This window comes from Roseibium sp. (assembly GCF_965276855.1).
Taxonomy (GTDB): Bacteria; Pseudomonadota; Alphaproteobacteria; order Rhizobiales; family Stappiaceae; genus Roseibium.
Window position 1 is genome coordinate 4,798,917 of record NZ_OZ255700.1, and the last position, 26,934, is coordinate 4,825,850.

The 26,934-nt window shown below is 55.6% G+C and carries 21 protein-coding genes and 1 pseudogene; 10 read left to right on the forward strand and 12 right to left on the reverse strand.

What is annotated here, in order from left to right; genetic code table 11:
- Positions 1–68: 68 nt before the first annotated feature.
- From ACQY4Z_RS22245 to ACQY4Z_RS22260, 4 genes are all read right to left on the reverse strand, one after another.
- Positions 69–416, reverse strand: coding sequence for an SMR family transporter (locus ACQY4Z_RS22245; RefSeq protein WP_428524924.1), 348 nt, complete (start codon positions 414–416; stop codon positions 69–71).
- Positions 417–965: 549 nt separating this feature from the next.
- A complete protein-coding gene (locus ACQY4Z_RS22250) occupies positions 966–2,162 on the reverse strand; it encodes a lytic murein transglycosylase (RefSeq protein WP_428524926.1) in 1,197 nt (398 codons plus the stop codon).
- A 143-nt stretch (positions 2,163–2,305) separates the two neighbouring features.
- On the reverse strand, positions 2,306–2,779 hold the full coding sequence (locus tag ACQY4Z_RS22255; RefSeq protein WP_428524928.1) for a hypothetical protein: 474 nt from the start codon (positions 2,777–2,779) through the stop codon (positions 2,306–2,308).
- A gap of 89 nt (positions 2,780–2,868) precedes the next feature.
- Positions 2,869–3,867, reverse strand: a complete 999-nt coding sequence (locus tag ACQY4Z_RS22260) for an SH3 domain-containing protein (protein ID WP_428524930.1) — start codon at positions 3,865–3,867, stop codon at positions 2,869–2,871.
- A 342-nt stretch (positions 3,868–4,209) separates the two neighbouring features.
- Here ACQY4Z_RS22260 and ACQY4Z_RS22265 point away from each other — a divergent pair, with 342 nt between their 5' ends.
- The 4 genes from ACQY4Z_RS22265 to ACQY4Z_RS22280 all read left to right on the forward strand — a co-directional run bounded on the left by ACQY4Z_RS22265 (position 4,210) and on the right by ACQY4Z_RS22280 (position 7,755).
- On the forward strand, positions 4,210–5,337 hold the full coding sequence (locus ACQY4Z_RS22265; protein WP_428524932.1) for an ABC transporter substrate-binding protein: 1,128 nt from the start codon (positions 4,210–4,212) through the stop codon (positions 5,335–5,337).
- Between the two features lie 114 nt (positions 5,338–5,451).
- Complete coding sequence (locus ACQY4Z_RS22270; RefSeq protein ID WP_428524934.1) at positions 5,452–6,066, forward strand: TetR/AcrR family transcriptional regulator; 615 nt, start codon at positions 5,452–5,454, stop codon at positions 6,064–6,066.
- A gap of 104 nt (positions 6,067–6,170) precedes the next feature.
- A complete protein-coding gene (locus tag ACQY4Z_RS22275; RefSeq protein WP_428524936.1) occupies positions 6,171–7,277 on the forward strand; it encodes an alkene reductase in 1,107 nt (368 codons plus the stop codon).
- A 205-nt stretch (positions 7,278–7,482) separates the two neighbouring features.
- A complete protein-coding gene (locus tag ACQY4Z_RS22280; RefSeq protein WP_428524938.1) occupies positions 7,483–7,755 on the forward strand; it encodes a PepSY domain-containing protein in 273 nt (90 codons plus the stop codon).
- 31 nt (positions 7,756–7,786) lie between these two features.
- Here the strand turns inward: ACQY4Z_RS22280 and ACQY4Z_RS22285 are convergent, their stop codons facing one another.
- From ACQY4Z_RS22285 to ACQY4Z_RS22295, 3 genes are all read right to left on the reverse strand, one after another.
- Positions 7,787–9,037, reverse strand: a complete 1,251-nt coding sequence (locus ACQY4Z_RS22285; RefSeq protein ID WP_428524940.1) for a GGDEF domain-containing protein — start codon at positions 9,035–9,037, stop codon at positions 7,787–7,789.
- Positions 9,038–9,216: 179 nt separating this feature from the next.
- Entirely contained in the window at positions 9,217–10,488 is a 1,272-nt protein-coding gene (locus tag ACQY4Z_RS22290) for a GGDEF domain-containing protein (RefSeq protein WP_428524942.1), read from the reverse strand.
- 221 nt (positions 10,489–10,709) lie between these two features.
- Positions 10,710–11,177 (reverse strand): GyrI-like domain-containing protein, encoded by a 468-nt coding sequence (locus ACQY4Z_RS22295; protein WP_428524944.1) that lies wholly within the window; start codon positions 11,175–11,177, stop codon positions 10,710–10,712.
- A 560-nt stretch (positions 11,178–11,737) separates the two neighbouring features.
- Between ACQY4Z_RS22295 and ACQY4Z_RS22300 the strand changes: the two genes are divergently transcribed.
- The gene (locus tag ACQY4Z_RS22300) at positions 11,738–12,805 is read left to right on the forward strand and encodes a metal-dependent hydrolase (RefSeq protein ID WP_428524946.1); all 1,068 of its coding nucleotides are present in this window, start codon (positions 11,738–11,740) and stop codon (positions 12,803–12,805) included.
- Between the two features lie 17 nt (positions 12,806–12,822).
- On the opposite strand, the gene ACQY4Z_RS22305 is transcribed toward ACQY4Z_RS22300, so the two are convergent.
- Positions 12,823–13,305: a DUF962 domain-containing protein gene (locus tag ACQY4Z_RS22305; protein WP_428524948.1), complete on the reverse strand. Its 483-nt coding sequence runs from the start codon at positions 13,303–13,305 to the stop codon at positions 12,823–12,825.
- Positions 13,306–13,564: 259 nt separating this feature from the next.
- Here ACQY4Z_RS22305 and amt point away from each other — a divergent pair, with 259 nt between their 5' ends.
- Positions 13,565–16,759: an ammonium transporter gene (amt, locus tag ACQY4Z_RS22310; RefSeq protein ID WP_428524950.1), complete on the forward strand. Its 3,195-nt coding sequence runs from the start codon at positions 13,565–13,567 to the stop codon at positions 16,757–16,759.
- A 68-nt stretch (positions 16,760–16,827) separates the two neighbouring features.
- Here amt and ACQY4Z_RS22315 read toward each other — a convergent pair whose 3' ends face one another.
- The gene (locus ACQY4Z_RS22315; protein ID WP_428524952.1) at positions 16,828–17,748 is read right to left on the reverse strand and encodes a hypothetical protein; all 921 of its coding nucleotides are present in this window, start codon (positions 17,746–17,748) and stop codon (positions 16,828–16,830) included.
- Positions 17,749–18,155: 407 nt separating this feature from the next.
- Here ACQY4Z_RS22315 and ACQY4Z_RS22320 point away from each other — a divergent pair, with 407 nt between their 5' ends.
- Both ACQY4Z_RS22320 and ACQY4Z_RS22325 read left to right on the forward strand, forming a co-directional pair.
- Entirely contained in the window at positions 18,156–18,692 is a 537-nt protein-coding gene (locus ACQY4Z_RS22320; protein ID WP_428524954.1) for a PAS domain-containing protein, read from the forward strand.
- A 57-nt stretch (positions 18,693–18,749) separates the two neighbouring features.
- Positions 18,750–19,910, forward strand: coding sequence for a methyl-accepting chemotaxis protein (locus tag ACQY4Z_RS22325; protein ID WP_409688436.1), 1,161 nt, complete (start codon positions 18,750–18,752; stop codon positions 19,908–19,910).
- 66 nt (positions 19,911–19,976) lie between these two features.
- On the opposite strand, the gene ACQY4Z_RS22330 is transcribed toward ACQY4Z_RS22325, so the two are convergent.
- From ACQY4Z_RS22330 to ACQY4Z_RS22340, 3 genes are all read right to left on the reverse strand, one after another.
- Positions 19,977–20,384, reverse strand: a complete 408-nt coding sequence (locus tag ACQY4Z_RS22330) for a nuclear transport factor 2 family protein (protein ID WP_428524956.1) — start codon at positions 20,382–20,384, stop codon at positions 19,977–19,979.
- A 91-nt stretch (positions 20,385–20,475) separates the two neighbouring features.
- A complete protein-coding gene (locus tag ACQY4Z_RS22335; protein ID WP_428524958.1) occupies positions 20,476–22,656 on the reverse strand; it encodes an anthranilate synthase component I in 2,181 nt (726 codons plus the stop codon).
- A gap of 330 nt (positions 22,657–22,986) precedes the next feature.
- Positions 22,987–23,739 (reverse strand): substrate-binding periplasmic protein, encoded by a 753-nt coding sequence (locus ACQY4Z_RS22340; RefSeq protein WP_428524960.1) that lies wholly within the window; start codon positions 23,737–23,739, stop codon positions 22,987–22,989.
- A gap of 253 nt (positions 23,740–23,992) precedes the next feature.
- Between ACQY4Z_RS22340 and sthA the strand changes: the two are divergent.
- Both sthA and ACQY4Z_RS22350 read left to right on the forward strand, forming a co-directional pair.
- Positions 23,993–25,393: pseudogene (sthA, locus tag ACQY4Z_RS22345) on the forward strand (Si-specific NAD(P)(+) transhydrogenase).
- Between the two features lie 104 nt (positions 25,394–25,497).
- The gene (locus tag ACQY4Z_RS22350; protein ID WP_428524962.1) at positions 25,498–26,919 is read left to right on the forward strand and encodes an 8-oxoguanine deaminase; all 1,422 of its coding nucleotides are present in this window, start codon (positions 25,498–25,500) and stop codon (positions 26,917–26,919) included.
- Positions 26,920–26,934: the final 15 nt, after the last annotated feature.

Below are 26,934 nucleotides of genomic sequence, written 5' to 3' on the forward strand. Positions count from 1 at the left end.
CCCCCTCCGGCATAGAACAAGACCAGAGTGGGTTGGGCACTGGCTCATGTCAATCTCTGGTTGGTGGCTCAGTGCCCGACAGACTTTGAGAAAACGTTGATCACGATCACGCCAACAATGATCAGGCCGAGGCCGATAACGGCAGGCAGGTCCAGTTTTTGGCCGAAGACCAACCAAGCGACCATGGTGATCAGCACGATCCCGGTACCAGACCAGACCGCATAGACAATACCGGTGGGCAGGACGCGGATCGGATAGGACAGACACCAGAACGAAATGCCGTAGCCCACAACCGTGATGATGCTTGGCCAGAACCGGGTGAAATTCTCGGTTCTGGCCAGGGCCGATGTTGCGATGACCTCGGCTGTGATGGCCGCAGCGAGGAACAGATAAGTGGCAGCAGTTGGAGCGGGCATTGGGTCTGACTTTTTCTTATTTTACTATGGGTGCTCTCAGAGGCTAAATTTTTGATCTCACGAAAAGAGGCCAAACAACAAACAATCGGCCTTTGAGCGGCCATAAGCCATCACCTAAACTCAGCCAAGATATGGAGCGGCGGAGTGTTTTGTAGTCTTCCGGGAGCAGTGGAAAAGACAGCGCACGCATTGGCGGCCATGGAACCCACAGCCAGTCGCTGGATCGAGGGGCGGACATTCTCCCTATGAAAATCACTCTACCATTTTGTGATATTAGGAGTTTTCCGGCTTCGGGGTAGTATGAAATGACTGGCCGGAAATACATTCCCCGTACGCTCACGATCAAAAGGACACAGAATAAAAGTGTCGTCATAAATCCCAGAGGGTGGAGCAAAACTTCTCCTCGGCTAACCCAAATCGCCGTAGCAGTCAGACCATTCAGCAACAAAAGAAACAAAATAGACGTGAGAAAATAGAATTCTGCCAGCACAAATTTGGATTGTATTTTAATGTACTTCTCCGGAGGGCTCGGTTCTCTATATCCAGTCATCAAAGTCTGTTCAACAGGGCCGGGGTTGGCCAGGCGTCGGCAGGCATGCCGAGTTGTTGCTGGACCTGCTGGACAGCACCGCGCGTCCCGGCGCCCAAAATCCCGTCGATCTTGCCGACGTCATATCCCAATGCGCTCAGCTTGGTCTGCAGCTGCTTCATTTGAGCATCGTTCAGGCCCTGGTCCGGATTACCGGCATCGTAGCGCGGAGCACCGGCAAGCCGTGTCGCGAAGTAGGCGGCGGACGTCGTGTAGATGAACGACTGGTTCCACTCCAGGTAAATGTTGTAGTTCGGATACGCCAGAAAGGCCGGCCCCTTGCGGCCCTGTGGCAGCAGAAGAGACGCAGGCAAATTGCCGGAAATCTGGCCCCAGCGTGGCTGAACGCCGAGCGCGGCCCAGTCCCCGCCAGACTTCGTTTTGCCAAGGCCTGTTTCGGCCCAGTTCAGGTTCTGAGGAACGGTGACTTCTTGCAGCCATGGCTCGCCGGGACGCCAGCCCAGATGATTGATGAAGGCTCCGGCAGTCAGGATCGCGTCGGGAGCGCTGGCTTTCAGACGGACGTGGCCGTCCCCATCAGCGTCCTTGCCGAACTTGATGATGTCTTCGGGCAGCATTTGAACCATACCGATTTCGCCGGCCCAGGCTCCCGTGGTGTTCCGTGGGTCCAGATCTCCGTGCTGAACCATCTCGATCGCAGCAATCAACTGAGGTCGGAAGAGTTCGGGCCGGCGGCAGTCGTGTGCGAGCGTGGCGAGCGCGTTGACCGTATTGAAGTCGCCTTGAACAGCGCCAAAGTCGGTTTCAAGTGCCCAAAAAGCGGTGATGACAGGCGCTGGAACACCATATTCGCGCTCAACACGGTCAAACACACTGGCGTATTTTTGCATGTTGGCAGCACCGTTTTTCATCCGGTAGCTTGAGATCACGCGCTTGGAAAAATCCAGGAACGTCATCTTGAAGACGCCCTGCGCCCGGTCGCGCGACAGGACCTTCCGGTCAATCTGCGCACCAGAGAGTGTCTGATCTGCGGCGCTTGCGGACAGGCCTTTGGCAACGGCTTCCTGTTTCACACCGGCAAGGAATTCTTGAAAATCACCGCCACATTGTTGGGCCGCAGCCGGGGCACTCATCAGCGCGAGGCCTGTCAGCGCGGCAACTGCAAGTGTCTTCAATGGAAAAGGGTGGCGGGTCATGAACCAGTCCTGTCGTCAACGATCAATTGAGGGTGCTTTTTGGCACAAAATTGCGATCAGTTGAGTGTGCTTTGCAGGCAAGGTCAACCGTTTCCAGAAGGAGACCCTGTTTCATCCACGAAAGACGCAACGGTCTGCACTGGTTAGCGGCAGTTCCGGCCGCCCGAGCCGACCATCAAACCACCGTCGGGAGACCGTTCTGATGGACCGTCGACGCTGGCGCTTGATCGGCAGTTGGGCATGACACCTGCACCATAAGGAGCTGCGTTAGCACCAGAATTCTGCTGTGTGCAGATTTGGTAAGCCATATCGTAAAGCGCTTGCCAGCCTTGAGGAACAGAGCCGAGATTGTTCAACACACCAAGGGCTGCGCCTGTGCGTGCGCCGCGGGCGGCGCCCCCGGTCAACGGGTTCCATTGCCCACCAACAACGGCACCGGTCATGCCACCCGAAACAGCATCACCGACCATGTCACCACTTCCAACGTGCGCGTTGGCATAATCCGTTGCGTAGACCACGCAGTCTGTGCCATCTGCCTTGGAAGGAGAGACAGCAAACAGCAGAAGCGGCACCACAAGTGCGCTGTGGGAAAGAGTGCGACTGAAAGTGGTTCGCATGCCGGGACCTCCCGCTTTTGAATCCGGGAATTGAGTGTAAGGGCAACGCCTTAACAAGCTTCTACCTGCAGCGTTGCCCATTGGACACGTTACCTGTCGACAAATTTTTGGCCGACAAAGCCCGTCTTGCCGTCGTGAACGACTTCACACCACCACTTTCCGCAGTCGTTGAAGCTGATTTCTGAACCTTCCGGCACAACCCCTATGATTTTACCGTTTTTGGTTCCAGTTGCGCGCAGATTGACAGATGCCGTGATCGTTCCTTTTGTCTCGTCGTTCGAAACAGACGGCGCGAGCGGCGTTCCAGCTGCTTGCCGCAGTTCGGACCTTGAAAGGGCCTGTGCAGCTGTTTCTGTACTCCGACTCGCTGACACTTTCTGCGCAGCTGTTGTTTCTGAATTTGCTCCGCTTCGCGCAATCGCGGCCCGATCCAAAGACGCCATCGCCCGGTTCGCCAACTCATTTGTCGGTGTGTCGGCGTTTGTTTCTGTTTCCGCAAAGGCCTGATGGATACGGTCCTGCGCCTTTGTGAAAGTCGTCGGGTTTTTCGGTGACGTAACGGTAGACGGAGTATTCGAAACCGAGTTTATGAGATCACCCTTGGGAACTGCTGTTATTGTTTGGGTTTCGACCTGGACGACATCCGGATCACTACCCACCATCAAATCCGGCAAGCCAAGCGCAATGGCACCCGTACCTGCAAGAGCGAGCAGAACTGTGCTCACCGCTAAGGCCTTGAATGACGGTCCATACTGAACGGGCAAGGCGCGGCTCACACGTCGCCGTCTTGGACGCGGTGTCCAGTCATCCATTGGATCTGCGGTCAGAACCTCCGGCATATCCAAGGGGGTCTCATCCGATCCCTTCAGTGCCGGCTTTTTGGGTCGCTGGGGCATTTTTGTTTCAAAATCTGCACTCAATTGCAGAATGCGAGCCGCCAGGGCACTGGGGTCGTTTTGATTGCCTTCGGTGGCAGCTTTTGCAGTTGTTGTCGTGGTTTTGGTGTCTTGCGTTTCTTCTGTTGCATTGTCCGGTGTGCCCTCAGATTGAGGTTCGCAAGAGTTGGTTTGGGCAGTTACTTTTACCATTGAGCCCTCCATGAGTTTGCGGTTTGGCACGCGCGGAGCGATCGCCGTGTTGGAGACCTGCCCAATAAGCCCGGCCAATGCGCCGTCATGCGGGCTGGATTGCGGCGGCTCTGGGGAAATTTCCGGCAATTCTCGCGATGGGTTGCAACCCCATAAGGTTCGAGGCGTTTGCAAATACATAACCTGTGGCTGGCACACTGGTCGCCGGGTGAGTGGTGCTTGATCGGGTGATCTGTCCATCTTTTCAGGCGCTGAGGTCATGTCAGGAATGGGCAAAACACGATGAAATATGTGCGCGCACGGTTAAAAAAACTGGCCGGAGCAGTACTCTGCAGCGCCTTCATGGCCGCTGTTCCCGGATATGCGCAGGAAACACCCAAATTGACGGTTGGCTTCATGGCGACCTTGTCGGGGCCGGCAGCGATTTACGGGGAGCACATGCGCGATGGCTTCATGCTCGCTGTCAATCAATCGAACGGAGCCCTCGGCGGCCTGGAAACAAACGTCCTTATCACCGACGACAAGCTGGACCCTGATTACGCCGTTGAAAAGGTTACAGAGCTCATCGAAGTCAATGGCATTGATGTGCTGGTTGGCGTCAATTTTTCCAGAGTGATGCTCGCGGTACATGATCCTGTAGTGCGCAGCCGAACGCTGTTCATCGGGACCAGTTCCGGGCCGGCGCCAATCGCCGGGCGGACCTGCAGCCGGTATTTCTATTCAACTGCGTCGCAAGATGATCAGGTCCATGAAACAATGGGCCGGTTTGCAAGCTTGAAGGGCTATCAGAGGGTGGTCACGATCGCGCCGGACTATGAGGCCGCCCGGGATGCGCTTGCCGCCTTTCAGCGGCATTTCAAGGGCCAGATTGCGCGCGAACTCTTCCCACGCCTTGGACAAACCGATTTTTCCGGCGAATTTGCTCAGATCGATGAAATCAGCCCAGATGCCATTTACGCCTTCATGCCGTCCGGAATGGGCGTTGAGCTGGTGCGCCAGTTTCACACTTCCGGGCTGAAGGGGGCCATTCCGTTCCTGTCCGCCAAGACCATCAATGGCGTTTCATTGCCATACTTGGCCGAGACTGCCGAAGGCTTGATGTCTGCTTCTACCTGGGCGCCCAACCTCGACAATCCGGCTAACAAGCGTTTCATGCGCGAGTTTCAGCGGACCTATGGCTACCAGCCGTCCGTTTATGCCGCCCAAGGCTATGATGCGGCCAAGTTTCTTCATTTCTCGCTGGAGCTCACGGGTGGAATCAAAGATACGGAAACGCTGATTTCTGCCATGAATGCAGCGCCCTTTGAGAGCGTGCGGGGCGATTTCCGTTTCAATGACAACCAGTTCCCGATCCAGGACTTCTATCTTGTGGAAGGGGTGCGCCGAACAAGCACACTCTACGAAATGGAGGCCACCGCACGGATCTTCGATGACGTTGGCGATGCCTATTCGGGGTCTTGCCGCATGTAAGTTGGGTTCGGGGCAGAGGAGCATACCGAGTTCAAACGTCCTTTCCGGACTGTGCAGTCCGAAATATCTTTTACACGTCTTGCAATTTCGGAATGAGCAGTCCATATCCGGTTCATGAGTGACACAGCAGACATTCAAAAATCAATCGGAGCAAAGTCTGGCCGGCGTGCCCCGGGGCCGGGGCGGCCGCGGGAGTTCGACGAAACGAAAGCCCTTGAGACTGCGCTCAACGTCTTTTGGCAAAAGGGATTTGAGGCTGCGTCACTTGATGATCTGACAAAGGCCATGGGTCTCAGCAGGTCTAGTTTCTACGGGACGTTCGGCAGCAAGCAGGCGCTTTTTCAGCGCGCCCTAGTCCAATATTCTCAAAAGGCACTGGATAATCTTCAGGATGTTGCCGACACTGCGGAGAGTGATCCCGTCGGGGCGATGGTTGAAGCACTGGCAGATCCGCAGGGCGGGTCGCGCGGATGCATGCTGATCAATTGCGTTACAGAACTCGCGCCGCATGATCAGGATGTGGCAATCATCGGCCGCCGCCACCTGGAGTCCATCGAAGAAATCATTGCAAAGGCGATTGATCCGGACAATCCGGACACAGCGCGTGACCAGGCCAGTGCCTATGCTTCGCTGGCCATTGGGACACTCGCATTAAGGAAAGCCGGGGTTCCGGCTGAACGGATCGCCAAGACACTTGCTCAGGCCAAATCTGTCCTGAGCCCAGACTAACCTATTTGTCTCAAATCCCATCGGAAGGGTCTTGGGACTAAATATGGACTGATCATTCCGTAAATGTCAGTTCCAACCGTCGATATCGTTGAAAAGGAAACGTGATGTCCGACACCAAGCTGTTTTCCCCGGCCAAGGCGGGAGCCATTGATCTGAAAAACCGGATCGTAATGGCGCCGCTGACCCGCAACCGGGCACGTGCGGAGGATGATGCGCCATATGAGCTTCATGCCAAGTATTACGCGCAGCGCGCAGGAGCCGGTTTGATCATTTCCGAAGCTTCCCAAATTTCACCGCAGGGCAAGGGCTATGCCTGGACCCCGGGCATCTATTCGGATGCCCAAATCGAAGGCTGGAAGAAAGTCACAGACGCGGTTCATGCCAAAGGCGGTAAGATCGTCATCCAGCTTTGGCATGTGGGTCGGATTTCCCATCCCGTTCTGCAGCCTGGCGGGGCAGACCCAGTTGCGCCGTCCGCAATTTCTGCGGCGTCGAAGTCGTTTGACGGAACCAGCTTTATCGAAACCACAACCCCGCGGGCGCTGGAAACATATGAAATCGCCGGTATCGTTGAAGACTACAGGAAAGCAACCTTGAACGCGAAGGCTGCCGGGTTCGATGGCGTAGAAATCCATGCGGCGAACGGATACTTGATTGACCAGTTCCTAAAAGATGGCGCAAACCAGCGCACCGACGACTACGGAGGCTCCATCGTAAACCGCACGCGCTTCCTCAAGGAAGTTGTCGATGCGGTGACCGGGGCCTGGAGTGCGGACCGTGTGGGGATCCGTTTGAGCCCGTTCTCCAACGCCAACAACATCACAGAAAGCGAACCGCAGGCGGTCTTCACCCATGTGATCAAGCTCTTGAATGGCTACGGGCTTTCCTATCTGCATCTGGTGGAAGGTCAAACCGGTGGTCCGCGTGAGATCCCGGAGGGCGGTGATTTGGCGGCGCTCTATGCTTTGTTCGACGGGGCCAAAATGGGCAACAATGGTTATGACCGTGACATGGCCATTGCGGCTGTCGAGAGCGGTGACCTGGACCTTGTTGCGATTGGCCGTCCGTTCATCTCCAACCCGGACCTTGTGGAGCGTCTTGAAAAGAACGCCCCGCTCAACCCGCTGGATCCGGATACACTCTACGGCGGCGGCGAAAAGGGCTATGTGGATTACCCAAGCCTTGCAGAGAGCGCAGTTGCTGCGGAGTAAGCCTTAAGATCAGGCTGTCCGGCATCCACAAAATCCAGGGCGGCCCGAAAGAAGCCGGTGCAGATAGCTGCACCGGCTTCTCTTGTTCTGCGCGAGATCCGACCCTTGCGGCAGATGACCAAAGCTTAATGCAAACGCCACCCCGGAGCCGCAATTGAACCCCCATCTCTAGGTTTCGATGAAACAAGAGATAGGGATACTGGATATGACAAACATGACGAGTTGGGTGGCCGGGGCCGCTCTCGGAACCGCAGCAATGTTGGCTGCAGGATCTGCACTCGCAGCTGTTGCCGTGGGCGATACGCTTGGGACCAAAGTGTCCGAGATCGCCGCCCAGCTCGAGGACAAGGGTTACACTATTCGCGAGATTGATGTTTCACGCAGCAAGATCGAAGTGGAAGTTACCTTTGATGGCACGGACTATGAGATCGATGTCGATCGAACCAGCGGCACGGTGATCAAGATCGAGGACGACTAACGTTCTGCCGCAGTGACGAACGGTTGGAGGTTTACTGCGCCGGATCCAAGACTTCTTGCTTCTGGCGGCGGGCGAAGGGTGTCTCGTCGCTTGTCGCCGCAACTGGGGCTCCGGTTGCCGCGTGATGCGTCATGATGTTGCTGTGATCGTCTTGCCGCGCTTGGCGCAGGCAAATGCCGGCGATTTCAATCGCACGCTGAATATCGGTGTCGGCGGTGCCCGCAAAAATCCCGGCGCTCAACCGTGCGGAGAACTTGTTGCCTGATGCCGACTGGCTTTCCGTGACGAGCATTTTCGAAATCCGGCGCGCGCAGGAGTTCGCCTCAACACCATCGGATAAGGGCATGAACACAACAATCTGGCCGGTTGGCAAGTGACCCGCAACCGCAGTTGAGGGCAATGTGGAACCGGCGATTTTCGCGAAGAGTTTTTGCAAGGCGTCGCGCATGGACGCACCATAACGCTCTTCGATCTGCCTGAGCTCGTCAATGTCCATAAGGACCAGCGCATAGGGGGCGGATGTCGGGGCCAATTGTTCGTGGTGTTGCGATGTGGCGCGCATGAAACCGCGCTGATTGAGCAAACCCGTTTGCGGATCTTTTTCCGCTTCTTCGCGATACTGATGCCGCTGCATCTCGAAGATTGACATCGTGATCCCGACCAACTTCAAGACGATTGCTGTGATCAGAGCAAGGAAACAGAGCTGCAGAGGTAGAGTTTCGTAAGACTCAAGCAGGGTTGGGTAGTGTTTTTGCAAATGCGCGCCGATCAGGCTGATCCTGACGGCGGCATCCATCGAGAACGCAATCGTTAGAAACCAACTGCTGACCCTATGGTGGTTCAACCGGATGCTTTCCCGGACACAGAGCAAAACCCCGAGCAGGCAAAAGCCGTTGATGTAAATGACCCGCAAAAGAATGTCCTCGCGGAAGAACTCAAAAGCATAAAGGCCCAGCCATCCAAGTGTTCCTGCGACCGGCAGCCACAGGTATTGCATCTTTCTGCCGTTCAAGAGTGCAATGGCACTTGGCCTCAGACCGAACCCGATGGTCAGGAGGGCGTTTGCCACAATGATACTAAGCGCATCTGGAATGGCACCGCGTTGACTGATCATTATTGCCGCCGCCGCGGACAAGAAGAGGCAAATTCCCCAAAGCCCCCAGCCGGACCGAACGGACTTCGGAGCGGACCGCGTTGCGATCGACAAAACAGTCATGACGACCGCGCCGATCAGATAGGCCAGAGTAACAACCGTAAAGAGAGTTTTGACGTCCAGGTTCATGGCGGGAAGTTTCAAGAAATTTAAAGGTAACGATTACGGAAGCTTGTCAAATGCATATACGAAAAGAGGCTTCGTGTCCCCGTTAATATTAACAGGGACCCCAGCAAACTCGATCATCTGGTATCAGGTGCGCGGTATTCACCCAGAAGTCAGATCTCCCAATTTGATGAGGAATGGCCTCAGGTGTTCGCAATCAGGCCTTCGCGCGTGGACGCCTGTTCCTCCTTCGGGGCGGAGAAAGGCTCTGATTGTTGCAGCAGCGTTGTTTCCGGGCTGCCGGTCTCTGCCGTTTTATCCAGGGCGGTGTGCCGGTTCCGGCCATCTTCCTTTGCCTGGTATAGCAATTGATCGGCATGTTCGAATGCCTGATCGAAGGTATGGCCGGTTGTGGCTGTAAACAATCCGGCGCTGACTGTTATTCCAGACGCGTCGGTATTGGGGCAAATCGAGCATTTCGAGATAACACAACGGAGTTCGTCCAGCAGTTTCAGAGCATCCGTTTTGTTGGTTTGCGGCAGCAGAGCTGCAAATTCCTCTCCGCCAATCCGGCCCGGTGGGATTGCGCGCGGGAAGATAGACTGCATTGCCGTGCCAAATGATGCCAGCACACGATCTCCGGCCGAGTGGCCAAAGCGGTCGTTGATCGTTTTGAAGTGGTCAATGTCAATGAGGATCAAAGTGTAAGTAGGTTCCGCGACAGTTGAAGAGAACCATCCTTCGGCTGCTTCAATGAACGCACGTCTGTTGGCAAGTCCTGTCAGACTGTCCGTCAGCGCCTGTGTCTCGAACCGGATCTGGATGCGTTCGATGGCCATTGCAACGAGAGATGCAGAAACGATCACGATCGCGACCATCAAAAGGACCATGTAGAGCAGCGGTTGGATCGGATTCGCGAAGGATTTCAGGGATTCGTGCTGGTAGATGAATTGACTGCCAATCGTCATGATATAGGCGGACGACTCAAGAGTGCTGCCAATCAGGAACAACCGTATCGATGTTAAATGTTCAGAGTTCAATGTCAGCACACGCCACGCCGAAAAAATCGCGGCGGCGAGAAGAACTGATTGGACAAAAACCAGCCTGAGCGCAAATGACGCGAAGAATTCCGGGACGATGCAAATGACCGTCCAGCCGCCGAGTGCGATCAGTGTGGTCCAACCGCGCATCGGTCGTCCGAAGAAGACGGCGACGGCTTCAGGACGTAATGCAAATCCGGCCAAGATAAGCGTATTCCCGAAGGCGATGCTCCAGAAATCCGGTATTTCGGACCGGAAGGCGACCAGAACAGTTCCGCAAGCAACCAAAAGCATGGCGGGCGCGTATATCGCTAGTGCGAGACGCGTTGCCCGGTTGGCCTTTTTTAAACTGACAAGAAACGCGAAAAGGATAAGTGCGCTGGCAAATTCAGCGGCTGCCAATGCGATCAACAGTGTCGGCGTGTCCAGTGTCATGCTGTCTTCCGGCTCGTTGGATCACGTTCTGAAATCTTTGGTTAAATAATACAAGAAGCACAACTTAAGCGCATATGTCATTTTTTACATGTAAAGGGTTTGAAAACACCTAACACCGTGACGGGGAGTTTGATTGTTCTCCGGTCTCTATCCCGCTGTAATCAAATACAATAGATCACGAGCGGATTCTGCCGCACGGGCACTTGCGTTTAAAAAGACGGTCATAAAAGGCTGACAAAGACATCCGTCAAAAGCGCGTCTTCAGGCGTGTTGGCCGGGTCGTTGAGATAGACTTCCCATGCAGGTGCTCCCATGGTTAGCCCTTCCTTTTCCATCCATGACATCATGTCACCATAACTGTCACGAAGCGTTGAGTAGGCACCTTTGTGCTGAAAATAGACAACCTTTCCAGACGGAGTTCGGTCGAACTGGATTGGCGCTTCCGCTTTGTTCTCCGCGTCCGGTGATACCGAAAAACCGGCCCTGAAGGTCATGGTTTCAGGATTGTATTTGTAGTAAACGGCCAACACCTTGCCGCTCGTTTCTATCCCGTTTTTCTGCATGAAGGCCCATACGGACTGAAATGTCTGGCCCATGGTCGTCCCGATATCAGCAGCATCCATGCTGCAAGTCGCCTCCTGAAAAAGATAGGGTGTCTCTTCAACGGTCATTGTCTTGAAGTCAGGCATCTCACTCTCCTCATCGTCCAGGGACTGGTCCTGAGCATTGTTGAGCCCCTAGGGCAGGGTGTCGATGATCCTTGTCAAAAAGACGGATGATTGAGGGTGAAGTGTGCCGGCTGCACCGATGGTCCATCGCACCGTTTGCACCGCGCTCTGGTCGGCGGCCAAGTCAGGCCAATTCGTACTGAAGCGTGCTGTTTGTGACCGAAGACAGCGGAAGGCGGGGTGGTCGAGTTTGCAGAAGGGGGCGGCACGATGGTGATTGACATCCCGAGCCATATCCTGAGCGGTGGGAAACCTGTGCAGGACTGGCCTCCCGTCCTGCGGCAGTGGTGGTGGAAGGCGCAGAGCGCGAGCCGGCTTGAGGCCTTGGAAATGATGATCGCAGCCGAAAGGCGGGTAAAGCTTCCACTCTTTCAAAGCATGGCACCTTGGCCTCCAGCAAGATTGCAGGTGTGCTTATCGTGATCTTTTGTGCAATGCGCTACGTACTCCTTGCATCGGCAAACTATTGACCCACTTATCGTAAAACCACCAACGACCGCTCAGGCCACCCGGACCCCTTCATGGATTCAATCACCCAATTCGTACTGGGCGCAGCCGTTTCAACGGCGTGTCTTGGCAAGAAAATCGGTCCAAGGAAAGCAGCGCTAGTTGGCGGCCTATTGGGGACCGTGCCGGACCTGGATGTCCTCATCCCGTTCGCCGACCCGGTCGACAGCTTTGTCTATCACCGGGGATGGACGCACTCCGTGTTTGTTCATGCGCTTGCGGCACCGGTCTTCGGAGAGCTGCTCGTTCGCCTGTTCAAGGGTTTAAGAGACCATCGCTGGCTGATGTACCTGACGGTTTATCTGTGTTTCGCGACCCACGCGATGATTGACGCGATGACGGTCTACGGAACACGCATTTTCTGGCCGATTTATCCAGATCCCGTAGGTGTCGGATCGGTGTTCATTATCGATCCGGTCTACTCGCTGCCGCTTCTGTTTGTCGTGGTTTGGGCGTTTTTCAAAAGCGACTGGACACAGAGATTTGGACGGTGGGTCGGCGGTGTTTTGGTTGCGACCAGCGCCTACATGCTGTTGTCGGTCGGAATTCAAGCCTATGTCGAGCAAAGAGCGGAGCAGATTTTCGCCAGCCAGGGAGAGGTTCCCGAAAAGATCTTCGCAATCGCAGCGCCGTTTAATATTGCTCTTTGGAAAGTGATCGGTCTCGATGAAGACCGCTATCAAAACCTTTACCTGTCGCTCTTTGACGGGGATCAGGAACCGGAGATTTACACTCATTCGCGCCATCCTGAACTTGTTGCTTGCGTCCAAAATTCGGACGCTTATCAAAAGCTCGATTGGTTCAGTCGCGGATTTAATCGCGCGGAACTCGTGGACGGCAAGGTGGTCATCTCGGACCTGCGGATGGGTCTGACACCTGGTTATGCGTTCCGATTTGCCGTTGGTGAACAAACGGATGGCGGCATCGTTCCGATGATGCCGGAGCGGGACTTGTCTCTGCGCCGCGCCGACAGCGAAGACTTCGCCTGGCTCGGCGAGCGTTTGAGAGGGCGGCCTGCTATACGTGCAGCCGAAGCGTCAGAGATGCCGGCTGTTACGCAGCCTTCCGAGCGCTCGTGCTAGACTGAAACGCGCTCGCGTCAGTATTTGATCCCAGCCTTGCGATACAAAAAATGCAGGAGCCATGCCGGTCCGATCAGCAGGAACTGAATGTCCTTGAAAAAGGACGGTTTCTTGCCTTCGATCTTGTGTCCGATGAATTGCCCGATCCATGCGGCGACGAACACCGCCAGCGCTGTTTGCCAGAGCGGCAGCGGCAGACCGTAGCTGGCGTTTATGGCGGAGCAAATTGCCCCGATGACGGCCATGCCAAAGGCAAGCGGAACGGAGAGGGTCAGGTAGTAGAGTGTCGCCAGCCCTATCACCAGAGTTGACCAATTGAGGTAAGGCACTGCCGCAAACATTGACGGAACCGGTATGCTCCAAAGCAGTGCAGTTACGGTCCAGACGATCACGGGAACGCAGATCCAGTGAATGAACTTGTTGGTCGCGTTCTGGTGGCTTTCGCCATACTCCGCCAACAAACTATCAATCCGGCGGTTGTTCGCTGTCTGTGTCGCCATGCGCTCCTCCCGTATGCTCATCCATAAATCTTATATTGAACAAATGTTCAATTAAAATCAACCGCTGACTTGTGCTGGTTCGACACTCCTCTGAGACCGCGAAGGTGATGAATTGCTTAAAATAAGAACTACAGCAGCCAAGTAATTGCATGAAAGTTGAGCAGAGTGCTGAACTTGTCGGCATTGGCAATATTTGCAAGGCATAATTAATGATTTGCGCGGGATCATGCCGCCCATTCTGGTTTCTTGGGCGGTTGGAATGCGTAAGCTTCGGGTTCAGTTCGAAACTCTTGTTTGGTGTGGAGTTTTTTTCTTTACGGGTATGTTGCTGCCTGCGCAGGCTGCTTCGGAGAATTTGCAACAACGCCTCGATATGGTCTGGGTGCTGGTTGCTGCGGGGCTGGTACTTCTGATGCAGCTCGGATTCATGCTGCTTGAAGCAGGCATGGTCCGGTCAAAGAACTCCATCAACGTTGCGCAAAAAAATCTTCTGGATCTCGCTGTTTGCGTGATCATTTTCGCCGTGTTCGGATTTGCAGTGGCGTTTGGAGCAGGCGGCACATGGTTTGCCGGCTACGATGACCGGTTGTTTTTGCTGTCGGACGTTACTCCCTGGGCTCTGACCGTGTTCGCCTTCCAGGTCATGTTCTGCGGGACGGCGGCGACAATCATTTCCGGCGCAGTTGCCGAACGCATGCGGCTTCAAGCCTATGTCTGGTGTACGATCTTAACCGCAGCCGTCATCTACCCGGTCTTTGCGCGTTGGTCTTGGGGCGGCGTTTTGTTCCCGGACGCCGAAGCCTTCCTTGCTGATCGCGGATTTGTAGATTTTGCAGGGTCAACGGTTGTTCACGGGACCGGCGCCTGGATTGCGTTGGCTGCATGTATCATCCTCGGTCCCCGGATCGGGCGGTTTGACGCCGAGGGCCGAGCTTATCGTATTCAGGGTCACAGCTCTGTTCTGGCGACAACCGGCGCTGTCGCTCTCTTCGTCGGCTGGCTCGGATTCAATGGCGGTTCAACATTGGCCGCCAGTTGGGATGTGCCCAAGATCTTCGCCAACACCGTCCTGGCGGCCGCAGCCGGCACTGCCGCGGGCTATCTGGCCGGCAGGTATCGGGATGGCGTGGTTTTGCCGGAGAACTCTATTTCGGGGCTTCTCGGCGGGCTCGTTGCAGTGACTGCAGGGTGCCATATTCTGACGCCCGGCGGTGCGCTCTTGGTTGGAGCTGCCGGAGGGGCAACAGCGCTGTTTGGAGCGCTTGTTCTCGAACGCTATTTCAGGCTGGATGATCCTGTCGGCGCGATCAGTGTTCACGGATTTGCCGGTGTCATTGGAACGCTTGGCCTGGCCGTTTTGGCACCTGCAGAGACATTGCCGCTCGGTGCGCGCGTTCCTCAGCTTTTGGTTCAGCTTCAAGGGATATTGACCAACTTCTTCTGGTGTTTTGGTGTGAGCATCCTGTTCCTTGCGGTGTTGAACAAATACAGCCCACTGCGTTTGTCACAGCAGGATGAAGACATCGGTCTAAATGAGGCTGAGCATGGGACACGCCTCGGGATCGGACATGTTGAGGATGCGCTCGATAGCCTGATTGCTGGAAAGGCCGATCTTTCCATGCGCCTTCAGGTGTCCAAAGGCGAAGATTCTGAGCGCCTAACCCGGTTGTTCAACGCGCTTATGGATACGGTCCAAAGTCAGGAGCAGGCCCAGTCCCGTGTCGCTGATGCAAAACGGACCCAGGAAGAAGCAGAGCGTCTGTCTGCGCTCGCAAATGCCACCTTTGATGCGATCGTTATTTCTGTCGATGGGCGCATCTTGGACGGCAACAAAACCTTCGAAGAGCTCGTCGGTTATTCGATTTCTGAGCTAGAAATGCGCGGTCTTTATGAGTTCGTGGAGACCGATGTCGCCGGAACTCTGGAAGATCATCTGATCAAGGCGGAGAAGGAGCCGCGTGAGGTCGTATTCGTCAACCGCGCTGGCGAACGGGTGCCGGTTGAGATCCGGACCCGCGTGATCGCCTACCGAGGTGTTCCAACCCGTGTGTCAGCCCTTGTTGATTTGCGTGAGCGGAAAAAGGCGGAAGCGCAGATCCTTCATCTCGCGCAGCATGATCCCTTAACCGATCTTCCAAATCGGGCCGTCTTCAACGCCGAACTTCAGCAAACACTGCGCCGATGTGAAAAGAACGGGCAGGGCGCAGCGCTGCTGCTTGTTGATCTGGACAAGTTTAAAGACATCAATGACCTGCATGGTCATCCTGCCGGGGATGCGGTCATTCGTGTCACGGCTGAGCGTCTTTTGAGCGCTTGCCGGGGCAGTGACACCGTGGCGCGTCTCGGTGGGGATGAGTTCGCCATTATCCAGACGTCCATTTCATTCGCCAATCAGGCGGAAGATATGGCGCACCGTCTGGTTGCCATTCTATCTGAGCCGGTCAATTGCGGACACGGGCTAATTGTGAAGCCAGGGGCCAGCATTGGGGTTGCCATGATCGCGGCAGGTCAAAGCGAGGAGCAGGTCGTTTCGAACGCTGATATTGCCCTCTACAATGCCAAGAGCGCTGGACGGCAGACATATTGCCTGTTCCGAAAGGGCATGGGTGCTGAGGTGCGGCAGCGACGTGAAATGGAAAAAGATCTGAACGCGGCTCTCGCTGATGACCAATTCGAGCTCTATTTTCAGCCGCGCCTGAACCTCGCTACGGGGAATATCGTTTCCTATGAAGCGTTGATCCGCTGGAACCATCCTGACCATGGACTTGTCAGCCCAGTGGAGTTTATTCCGGTTGCCGAAAACTCAGGCCAGATCATCGGGATCGGTAAGTTCGTGCTTGAGCGGGCGCTCGCAGTTGCGGCACAGGAGATCCCCACCGGCAACATCAGTTTGAATGTCAGCCCGGTTCAGTTTCGGGACAAGGATTTCATTGAGGACGTGGCGCGTGCCATTAAGGCGTCTGGAATTCCCGCAAACCGGATTGAACTTGAAATCACGGAAAACACCTTGATCGAGGATGATGCACGGGCACTTTCCATTCTGACAAAACTGAAGGACATCGGCGTAAAGATAGCCCTGGATGATTTTGGGGTCGGGTATTCCTCACTCAGTTATCTCAGCCGCTTCCCCTTCGACTGTATCAAGATCGACCGGTCCTTTGTGTTGGAAGCGCAGCAGAACTACAACGCATTGGCGATTATCGAAGCTGTCGTGAGGCTGGGCAAGGCGCTTGATATGCGGATCGTTGCCGAAGGTTTGGAGGACACTGAAAACCTCTGCCTGCTGGCAGCTCAGGGGTGCCATGAAGTGCAAGGGTATCTGATTGGCAAACCTGTTCCAGTCGACAAACTGGTCCGGGTCGCGCCAAAGGCTGTGCTGGCGGCGTTGGATCGGATCAGGTTTGCCGCTGAACTCGGCAGTGACGATATCCCGTCTGCAGAATTGGCCAGTTGATCCGATCCAAATCATCAAAGCGCTGATTGTTCTGAAGGGGTGCCTGTCTGGATTGATGGCTTGAAACGTCAGTTCGCTTCTTTTCCTGGCAAAGGCGGCACTACGATTGTGCTCAGTATGCCAGCCGGATCATGGATCTCAGGGACCTGCGTGCAGTCTTTTTCGTTGGTTTGACTGTCCGACTGCTTTTCTCTCAATGCGACGCATATCGGGATCGCGGCTTGCCGGGTGCCTGCGGAAGCTGCCCTGATCACGTCGGCTAGTGTTCCCTCAGTGGCTGATAGGGACGCTGCCAGATGTTTTGCGAAAAGGGCGATCGTCCGGTCAGCGGAATAGTTTGCCATTTGTCCGGCTCCGGCAGAAGTCACCAGCGCCTCGGGGCGGGCATCCAGGTTTGTTGCGTGCGTTTCCAAAAGATCCGGATCGATCGTGTCGGAGTTGCTGGTGTCCAGGATCAAGATCACCTGGCCAGCCGGGACGGTATGGAGCATGGCTGCAAAGGCGGGGGCCGAGACCCATGTCCCCGTTTCAATCGCAAGCTCCGTGCTTTCTGGTTTTTCGTCCGCCCAAAGTTGCAGTATTTGACCACTCGGCAAGCCCGCCTCGGCGGCCACGTTGGAGATTGACGGTATGTTGGCGTAGATGATGAGCCGGTCGTCTGGCCCTAGTGTGTTGGCGAGCGCCGTGACGGTTTTCTTGAGGCTGTCTGCGGAGGCGCCCTCATTTAACATCAAGTGAAGCCGCGCTTCGGAGAGACCAAACCGTTCTGAAAATGCCTTCAGAACGGTTTGAACACTGTTCCGGCAAACCTCTACCGATTGTGTCCGCCATGGCGGGCAAATCCCGATACCCAGAACCATGTCGGCGGCTTGGGTTGCTTGTGCAAATGCAGGCTTTGAAAGTGGTCGCTCCAATACAGCAAGACCAACTCCGCAGATCAGTGTCAGCAGCAGACCTAATTGAGCGCCAGTCCTCTTGAATACCGTCACCGCTGTTCCCCGGCGTATCAGCCACTGTGTTCATGCGTCAGCTGTGCGCAATATGTGCGCCGCGTCCAGAGTCTGCGTGCACATTATCGCGAAACCCGTTTGCGCAAAACCTGCATTGGAAAAATTATGCATTTTATTTACCTGGAAAATACTGAACGTTTTACGCGAGCTATCTCGCAAGGGAAGTTTCCGTATGCTGGATTTCAAGGGAATTGGCGTTTGGGTTTTTGAATTTTTTCTAGTCATCTGAATGATCCAGAGTATCGACAGTTTTTACATTGATTGTTGCTGAATAGGGGCAAATGTGACCGCCTCATTTATTCAAAATTAATTTTAGTCGGGAGATACTCAGTGCCAGTTTTTTCGGACTGCTGACAAGGTCAGCACGTAGCAGCTGGGGTTTTCCGGTGCCAAAAAATGCCTTCCTAACGGGACGCGAGCGAACGTTTCACAGAGACGATGTCATCGTCAGCAAAACCGACCTCAAGGGTCGCATAACCTACGCCAATCGGGTTTTTCTGGACGTTGCCGGTTACACGGAAAAAGAAGTTCTGGGGCAGCCACATAGCCTGATCCGCCATCCTGAGATGCCTCGATGTGTATTCAAGCTATTGTGGTCCACACTCGAAGCTGGTCAGGAGATCTTTGCCTACGTTGTAAACCGTTGCAAGAATGGCGATCACTACTGGGTTTACGCCCATGTGACCCCGAGTTTTGACGCGTCTGGTAAAATCATCAGCTATCATTCCAACCGGCGCGTTCCTGACATGGCAATCGTGAACGAGCACATCATTCCGCTCTACAAGATGCTTCTTGAAGAAGAAAAGCGTCATGCAAGCCGTAAGGATGGCATGCTGGCCAGCGAGCAGATGGTGTTGGGGCTGCTTGAGCAGCATGGGATCGCTTACGACGAGTTTGTCGCGACACTGGGTAAGGCGGCTTAATCACCGGAGCAGCCTTCAGGCAGGCGACCGGCTAGGAATAGGTTTGGGAATAGGCAGATGATCGGTGGATTGAGCAAGGCGTCACTGCGCAAGGCGACCAAGGTGTGCCAGGCAGTAGCTGCGGGCGATTTCGAAGCCCGTATCACCGGAATTACCGAAACCGGAGAGGCGGCAGAACTCATGCATGCCATCAATCTCCTGATAGACCGCACCGACGCCTACTTGCGTGAATCCAAAGCCTGCCTTGATTATGTCGGGCGCAATCAGCATTTCCGAATGATTTCCGAAACCGGAATGGTTGGCGGGTTTGCAAGTGCCGCCAACAGCATCAACAAAGCGACCGTTGCGATCAAGGAAAAGCACGACGCCTTCTGCGATCTTGCCGAACAGTTTGAGACCCGGCTCAAGGACGTGGTCGAGACTGTTACGCATTCCGTTCAGGAGCTGAACACTGTTTCAACGGGGGTTGCTGCGGCCAGCGCGACTGTCAACGAACAGTCCACCGTTGTCGCTTCAGCGGCAGAGCAGACTTCGGCGAACATGCAAAGCGTGTCGTCGGCAACGGAAGAACTTGCCAGCTCGGTAAGAGAAATCAATCGCCAAGTTTACTCCGCGTCGGAAACGGCAGAAGGGGCTGTTTCCAAATCCGAGACCATGAATCGTGAAATAGGCAGCCTTGCGAAGATGTCTTCGGACATTGGCGAAGTTGTTCAGTTAATAACAGATATTGCTGCGCAGACAAATCTTCTGGCCTTGAACGCGACGATCGAGGCGGCACGGGCCGGCGAGCATGGGCGCGGGTTTGCGATCGTTGCTCAAGAAGTCAAGGCGCTTGCAGGTCAGACAGCGGAAGCAACGCAGACGATCAACGGCCAGATTTCCGGTCTGCAAGGGGCAACAAAGAACGCCGTTGCGGCCAGCGAAGAGATCAGCCTTGCAATTGATCAGGTCAACAAGGTTTCAACGGCCATTGCGTCGTCGGTCGAGGAGCAGGCCGCGGCCACGGGCGAGATCGCTCAGAACATTGACGAAGTCGCCTCTGGTGTTGCTGAAGTCAGCAGCAGCATTGCAAACGTTCGGGCGGCTACCGCGGAAAGCAAGCAGATCAGCGACCGCGTTCTTGTGGAAGCAGAAACCCTAAACGCTCAGGAAGTCCAGCTGCGTTCGCTGCGGGAGGATATGCGTCACTTCCTGGCAACCGCGACAAAGGTGGGCTAACCTGGGTAAGCTCTGCGTAAAAATCGGTTTGCGGACGTGACGCGCAGCGAAGGCTCCCGTCAGGTTTTAGGCTGATCTTGCAGCTTCGAGTTCTGCCATCATCAAAGCCCGAACTTTCTCCAGGGCCTTGAGAGGCCGGAGCATGACCTTGAACTCAGTGATTTGGCCAGCTTCGTTGAACGTCATCATATCGACGCCGTTGATGTGAATTCCGTCGATCTCTGTCTCAAACTCAAGCACGGCATCATGTCCTTGCTCGAGAATCCGGCAGTATTTGAACTTCCCCTCCTTCAAAAGCACCGTGAACGCGCTCGCAAGATAGAGGAAGGTCAGCTGTTTTCCCTTTTGCGGGGTGTGCATGACGGGGCTGTAGAAGACACACTCGTCCGCAAGGATCTTGTTGAGGACCTTGTATTTGTCTGCCCCCTCAAGGCCGCTGAGCCAGAGGGAGAGGTGATCGGAATACTGGGCCATGGATCCTCCCGTAAAAACAAAAAGCTGCAGGATGGTATCCTGCAGCTTTTGAGTGGTAAATCCGTGACGCAGGGACAGCTGAGCAAAAAACTCAGGCGCTCTCGGCGAGTTGTCTGCTCTGCACCAGCCGGGACACGACGTTTTCTATGATCTTATGTCCGGCGTCCTGATCCAGCGACATGATGGATTCTGGATGGAACTGAACGGCGGCGATCGCCTCTTTCTGATGCTCGATTGCCATTACGACACCATCTTCTGTTTCCGCCGTTACCCGAATGTCGCTGGGCAGTGTGTCCCGTTTGGCGAAAAGTGAGTGATAGCGGCCAACGATCACTGGGGCGTTGAGGCCGTCAAAGACCAGGGAGTTCCCCAACAACGAGATCGGTGAGGGTTTGCCGTGCATCGGCACGTCCAGCTGGCCGAGTTCAGCGCCGAAATACTCCGACAGCGCCTGGAGGCCGAGACAAACGCCGAAGATCGGCAGGCTTCGCGCCCGCGCGCGTCCAATCGTGGCTGCACAATCAAAGTCTTTCGGGTTGCCGGGGCCGGGAGACAGGACCACAAGATCCGGATTCACATCGTGAAACACATGATCTGCGACCGGGGTCCGATACGTGACAACCTCGGCACCTGTCTGGCGGAAGTAGTTTGCCAACGTGTGCACGAAACTGTCTTCGTGGTCGACCAGGAGGATTTTCAAGCCCTTGCCGGGTTTTTTAACGTCGCCAGCGGCCGTTGTCTTGGTCGCAAGACCAGCTTCGCGAACAGCTGCGCGCATCGCTTCCGCTTTGAGTTCAGTTTCCGCTTCCTCGTCCTCAGGAATGCTGTCGTAGAGCAAAGTCGCGCCCGCCCGAATTTGGGCAACACCATCCTTGATGCGGACAGTGCGCAGTGTGAGGCCGGTGTTCATATCGCCATTGAATAGCACTGCGCCAATCGCCCCGCCATACCAGGCGCGCGGTGACTTCTCGTGATCCTCAATGAACTGCATGGCCCAGCGTTTTGGCGCACCGGTGACGGTCACAGCCCAGGTATGCGAGAGGAATGCGTCCAGGGCATCCATGTCCTCGCGCAACGTGCCTTCGATGTGGTCGACTGTGTGGATGAGGCGCGAATACATCTCGATCTGACGGCGCCCGATCACCTTGACGGATCCGGGGACGCAGACGCGGCTCTTGTCATTGCGGTCGACGTCGGAACACATCGTCAGTTCCGCTTCATCCTTGGCCGAATTCAAAAGCTTTCGGATCTGAGCTTCGTCTTCAATCGCGTTCTTGCCGCGCCGGATGGTGCCTGAAATCGGACACGTCTCAACCCGGCGGCCACCGGTGACCCGGACATACATCTCCGGCGATGCGCCGACGAGATACTCATCATTGCCAAGGTTGAAAAAGAAGGAGTAGGGCGAGGGGTTGATCTGTGCGAGACGCCGGGAAACCGCTGAGGGCGGGTTCGGGCAGGCCTCGTAAAACACCTGTCCCGGAACGGTTTCGAAGAGATCCCCGCGACGGAAATAGTCCTTCGCCTCTTCGACAAGGCGTGCGTATTCGCCCGGTTCATGGTCTCCGCGGCCTGGATCTTGGTTCGCAGGGGTGTACTGACGCTTTTCGCCGCTGCGCTCAAGACCTTTCGTGCTGCGGCCATTAACGACAAAATCGTATTCCAGAACATAGGCACGTTTGCCGTGGTGGTCGACGATGAGGATCTCGTCGGGCAGGAACAGAACGACATCCCGCTGGTCGTCTGGCCGGTCGCGTTTCAAATCGATCGGTTCGAACTGAAACGCCACGTCATAGCCAAATGCCCCGTAGAGACCGAGCTGATCGTCGTTGCAGGCAAACAGGTCTTTCAGGGCCCGCACGATCGAGAATGTCGACGGCTGGCGGGAACGCTCTTCTTCCTGAAAATCTCGGTCTGGCTTCTTGACCGTCAGGTCGATGCGCTCGTCGGTCTCGGCAAAATGTTCGACATCTTCATGTGTCTTGAGTGCTGCAGAGATGGCCGGCATCAAAATCTTACCGCGGTCGTTCAATGCACGGATTTCGACGGTCCGGTCTGCTGCCTCCATGACGAGAGGCGGATTGACCAGCGCCATGTCCCAACGGGTGTACCGGCCGGGATATTCATAGGACGAGGCGAGAACGGCCCCGCGCTCTGCATCCAGCCGGTCGATCCATTCCGATGTCCCTGTTTCGTAATCGGAGGGGCGGGAGCTGCGCAGGATGGTGATCCCGCTCTCGGTTACGAAACTCTGGTCTGCCAGTTGCGGCATGGTATGTCCCCGTCTTTTTTGGCCTTTGACCGGAACCCGGACGGCCCAATAAAGCGCCAAGGCCGCCAGCGGGTTCCCGCGGCGGCCTTGGTTGAAACTTGTCGATCTTGTCAGAGCATGAGAGATCGCTGGCCGCCTATATCGCGCCGCGCCACCACCAAGCTGCTTTCAAGGTTCTCATCATGCCAACACCGTTAGAGGATGGCGCCGGTAATGGCAATGAAAAAGTGCCATTCCATGGATTGCTGGAGGAAACGCCAGCAGACCGCGCTCCCCGATAAGCTGGGCTCAGGTAGCGCAAGACGAGAGGTTTGGAAGGAGTGGCCGCGTTCAGTTCGGCACTTTTGAAGAATGGCCTTGCGAGGTCGGCACGATCCAGTCCCGCAGGCCGTACCGTTGCAGGATCTGCGAAAGTTCGCCGGAATTGCGAAGCCGGTGCATGCCGTCCGACAGTGCTTTTGCTATCTCGTGCGAATTAGCATGAGCTGGCGAAAGCGCAATGAACAAATCGTCTTGCGTGAAGGTTTTCTCAAGCCGGAAACTGTCAGCCAGTCCCATCTCCTCCGCCTTGTATGAAAACGTGTTGATGTCCTCCAGCATATAATCGAGACGTCCAGCAGCTAGGGTTCTTATGTTTTGTTCCAGCGCGTTGTTGCCGCCGGTCCGGACAACTTCAGAATAGCGATTGACGGATGCCTCGATTTCCTCGCCGTATCCATAGTCGATGATCAACCCGGCTCGCTTGTCTTTCAAAGAACTCGGCCCGTCATAGCGCCATGGATCATCTTTAGCGACGAACATGCCAATCGTGTATCGGCCTTGCGCTTCGCTGGGGAACACAAAACCAGTGGCCTCTTCGGGGGTGCCGGCAAAGACGCCGTCAAACCGGCCTTGCCGGGCAAACAGAAGGGCTCTTGCCCAGGTTATCTGTTGATAGCGCACCTCGTAGCCAAGCGGTTCCAGAATTCGACTGGCAATTTCCACCATATAGCCTGGGCGCTCACTGCCGGGTTCACAGTTGACCGGGCACCATTCGTCTGCGGCAAATGTGAGTGTCTGTGCGAATGCAGAAGCATTCAACATCAACAACATAAAGATGAAATGGCAGGCCAATTTAGCCCGCCGCAGGCGTAGCACGTGCGTCCTCGAGTCAGTTTCTAACGCGTGGCAACAGTTTATTTGAGCTCCCGTGATAAATCCAGCAACCGGACTTGAGCGGAGTTACCGCCGGGCAACGGGTTGACCTTGGGCGAAGGATCATGTTTGTGCGGTGCGACATCGAATGTAGTGCGGTTTTTGGACGGATTCGCATTCGCAAGAGGTATGTGAGGGGCACATGGATCATTTTGATCTGATCGTTATCGGGAGTGGACCCGCGGGGCGCCGTGCAGCCATTCAGGCTGCGAAATTCGGATACGAGGTTCTTGTTGTCGAAAGGGGCCGCCGGGTTGGTGGTGTCTCGGTCCACACCGGAACAATCCCGTCCAAGACCTTGCGGGAAACCGTGCTGAATCTCACCGGTTGGCGAGAACGCGGCTTCTATGGCCGGTCTTACCGCGTGAAACAAGACATCTCGGCGGGTGACCTCAGAGCACGCCTTCATATGACGCTTGATCATGAAGTCGAAGTTCTCGAGCTGCAATTTGCCCGAAACAAAGTGTCGACGGTTTACGGTGAAGCGCGCTTCGTGTCGCCCGAGAAAATTGAGGTTAAGAGCGAAGAAGGCGATGTGAAGCTCTTCTCCGCTGACAAGTTCATTCTTGCGGTCGGAACCAAGCCGTTCCGGCCTGACTATGTGCCATTTGACGGAGAATTCGTCCTCGACAGTGACGAAATACTGGAGTTGAACCAATTGCCCCGCTCGATCGCTGTGATCGGGGCGGGTGTCATCGGAGTGGAGTACGCTTCGATTTTTTCCGCGCTCGATGTGGCCGTGACGCTGGTCTAGCCTCGAGACACCATGCTTGATTTTCTCGATCACGAGCTTGTCAGCGATTTCACGCACCAGCTTCGGGATCGCGGTATCGCGATGCGGTTTGGCTCGAAAGTGAAAAGCATCGAAAAACACGGTCCGGGGGAATGCGAAATCTTTCTTGAAGGCGGCCGAAGCGTGCGGTCCAACGTGATCCTCTTTGCAGCTGGCCGGATGGGCGCGACACCGTCGCTCAACCTTGAGGCGTGCGGACTTGAGGTTGATCATCGCGGCCGCTTGAAGGTGGATCCAGTCACGTTTCAGACAACCGTGCCGCACATCTATGCTGCAGGTGATGTCATCGGTTTTCCAAGTCTTGCGTCCACCTCCATGGAGCAAGGACGGATTGCTGCCTGTCAGGCGCTGGGGGAGAAGGCCTACGATCCTCCGGAGTATTTTCCCTACGGGATTTATGCAGTTCCAGAGATATCGACTGTTGGCATGACCGAGGAAGAAATAAAGGAACGCGGTATCCCTTATGAATGCGGGATCGCCCGGTTCCGGGAAACCTCCCGGGGGCAGATTATGGGTCTCGACACCGGCATGCTGAAAATGATTTTCTCTTTGAAAACCAGACGCTTGCTGGGGTGTCACATCGTGGGTGAGGGGGCAACTGAGCTTGTTCACATTGGCCAGGCTGTTTTGAATCTGAAGGGTACCCTGGAGTATTTTGTCGAAAACACGTTCAACTACCCGACTTTGGCGGAAGCCTACAAGATTGCTGCCCTGGACGCCTGGAACAGAATGGGTCCCCTTGAGGACTGATATTCCAAGCTTTCGCTTGAAAGAGTTCCAGAGCACTGGCCGTGGTCTTGGGCTGACCCAAAGGCTAGGCTGAGGCACCTTCGATTCTGCCTGAAAGACTGCTCATGCCCGAGACGCTGCTCCTCAAGAACGCCGATATGCTGGTCACGATGGATGGCGAGCGGCGTGAAATCGCCGGTGGCGGGGTCTATGCAGTGGGCGGAGTCATCCAGCAAGTCGGGCCATCAGATGACCTGCCCAAGCATGCGGACAAGGTCATTGACGCATCCGGCCAGATTGTCCTTCCCGGATTCGTCAACACCCATCACCATCTCAACCAGACGCTGACGCGCAATCTGCCGGCAGCGCAGAACAACAACTTGTTTCCCTGGCTGCAGGCGCACTACCGGATTTGGGCGCGCACCGATCCGGAGGCTTCGCGCGCCAGCACACTGATCGGTCTGGCCGAACTGGCGCTGTCCGGCTGCACCACTGTCTTCGATCACACCTATCTCTTCCAGAGCGGTAACAAGGTCGATTACCAGATCGAAGCGGCTCGGGAGCTTGGGGTCCGGTTCCACGCAAGCCGTGGATCCATGTCGCTCGGAGAGAGCAAAGGCGGTTTACCGCCCGACGAGTGTGTCGAAGATGAAGAGTTCATCCTGAACGACACGGTCCGGGTCATCGACCGCTACCATGATGCGGCGGACGGGGCGATGACGCGGGTGGTTGTCGCACCTTGCTCCCCGTTTTCTGTATCGGAGGATCTCTTGCGGGAGAGTGCCGCGCTCGCCCGCGATAAGAAGGTCATGCTGCACACGCATCTCTGCGAAACGGTGGATGAAGAACGCTACACTCTGGAACGGTTTGGCAAGCGCCCGGTTGAATGGATGGAAGGGCTCGACTGGACCGGTCCGGATGTTTGGTTTGCCCATGCGATCCACGTGGATGACGACGAGATCCGTCTCTTTGCCAAGACCGGCTGCGGCGCTGCGCATTGCCCGTGTTCCAACATGCGGCTCGCGTCGGGCATTGCGCCGGTGAAGAAATATATGGCTGCGGGTGTGAAAGTTGGTCTTGGCGTTGATGGGTCCGCAAGCAACGACAGTTCCAATATGCTAATGGAAGCCCGCCAGGCGATGCTGCTCGCGCGGTTGCAGCTCGGACTTCAGCCGCCGGAAGGCCCGAGCAAATACGCCCTGCTGCCACCAGCGCACCCGCTTCGAGCCGGGGAGTGGATGACAGCTCGGGAAGCCTTGGAGCTTGCTACACTGGGCGGCGCTTCCGTGCTTGGCCGCGATGACATTGGATCTTTGGAAACAGGCAAGTGTGCCGATTTCTTCACACTTGACTTGAATACGATTGGGTTTGCCGGAGCGCTTCATGACCCGGTCGCGGCCGTGGTTTTTTGTGCGCCTCAAACCGCAAAAACAACGGTGATCAACGGCAAGGTCATTGTTGAGGACGGCCAGATCACGACCATGGACATGGTGCCGGTTATCGAGACCCATAACCGGTTGAGCCTGAAACTGGCCGAGGGGCTCTGAAGGCTGGCCGGTGAG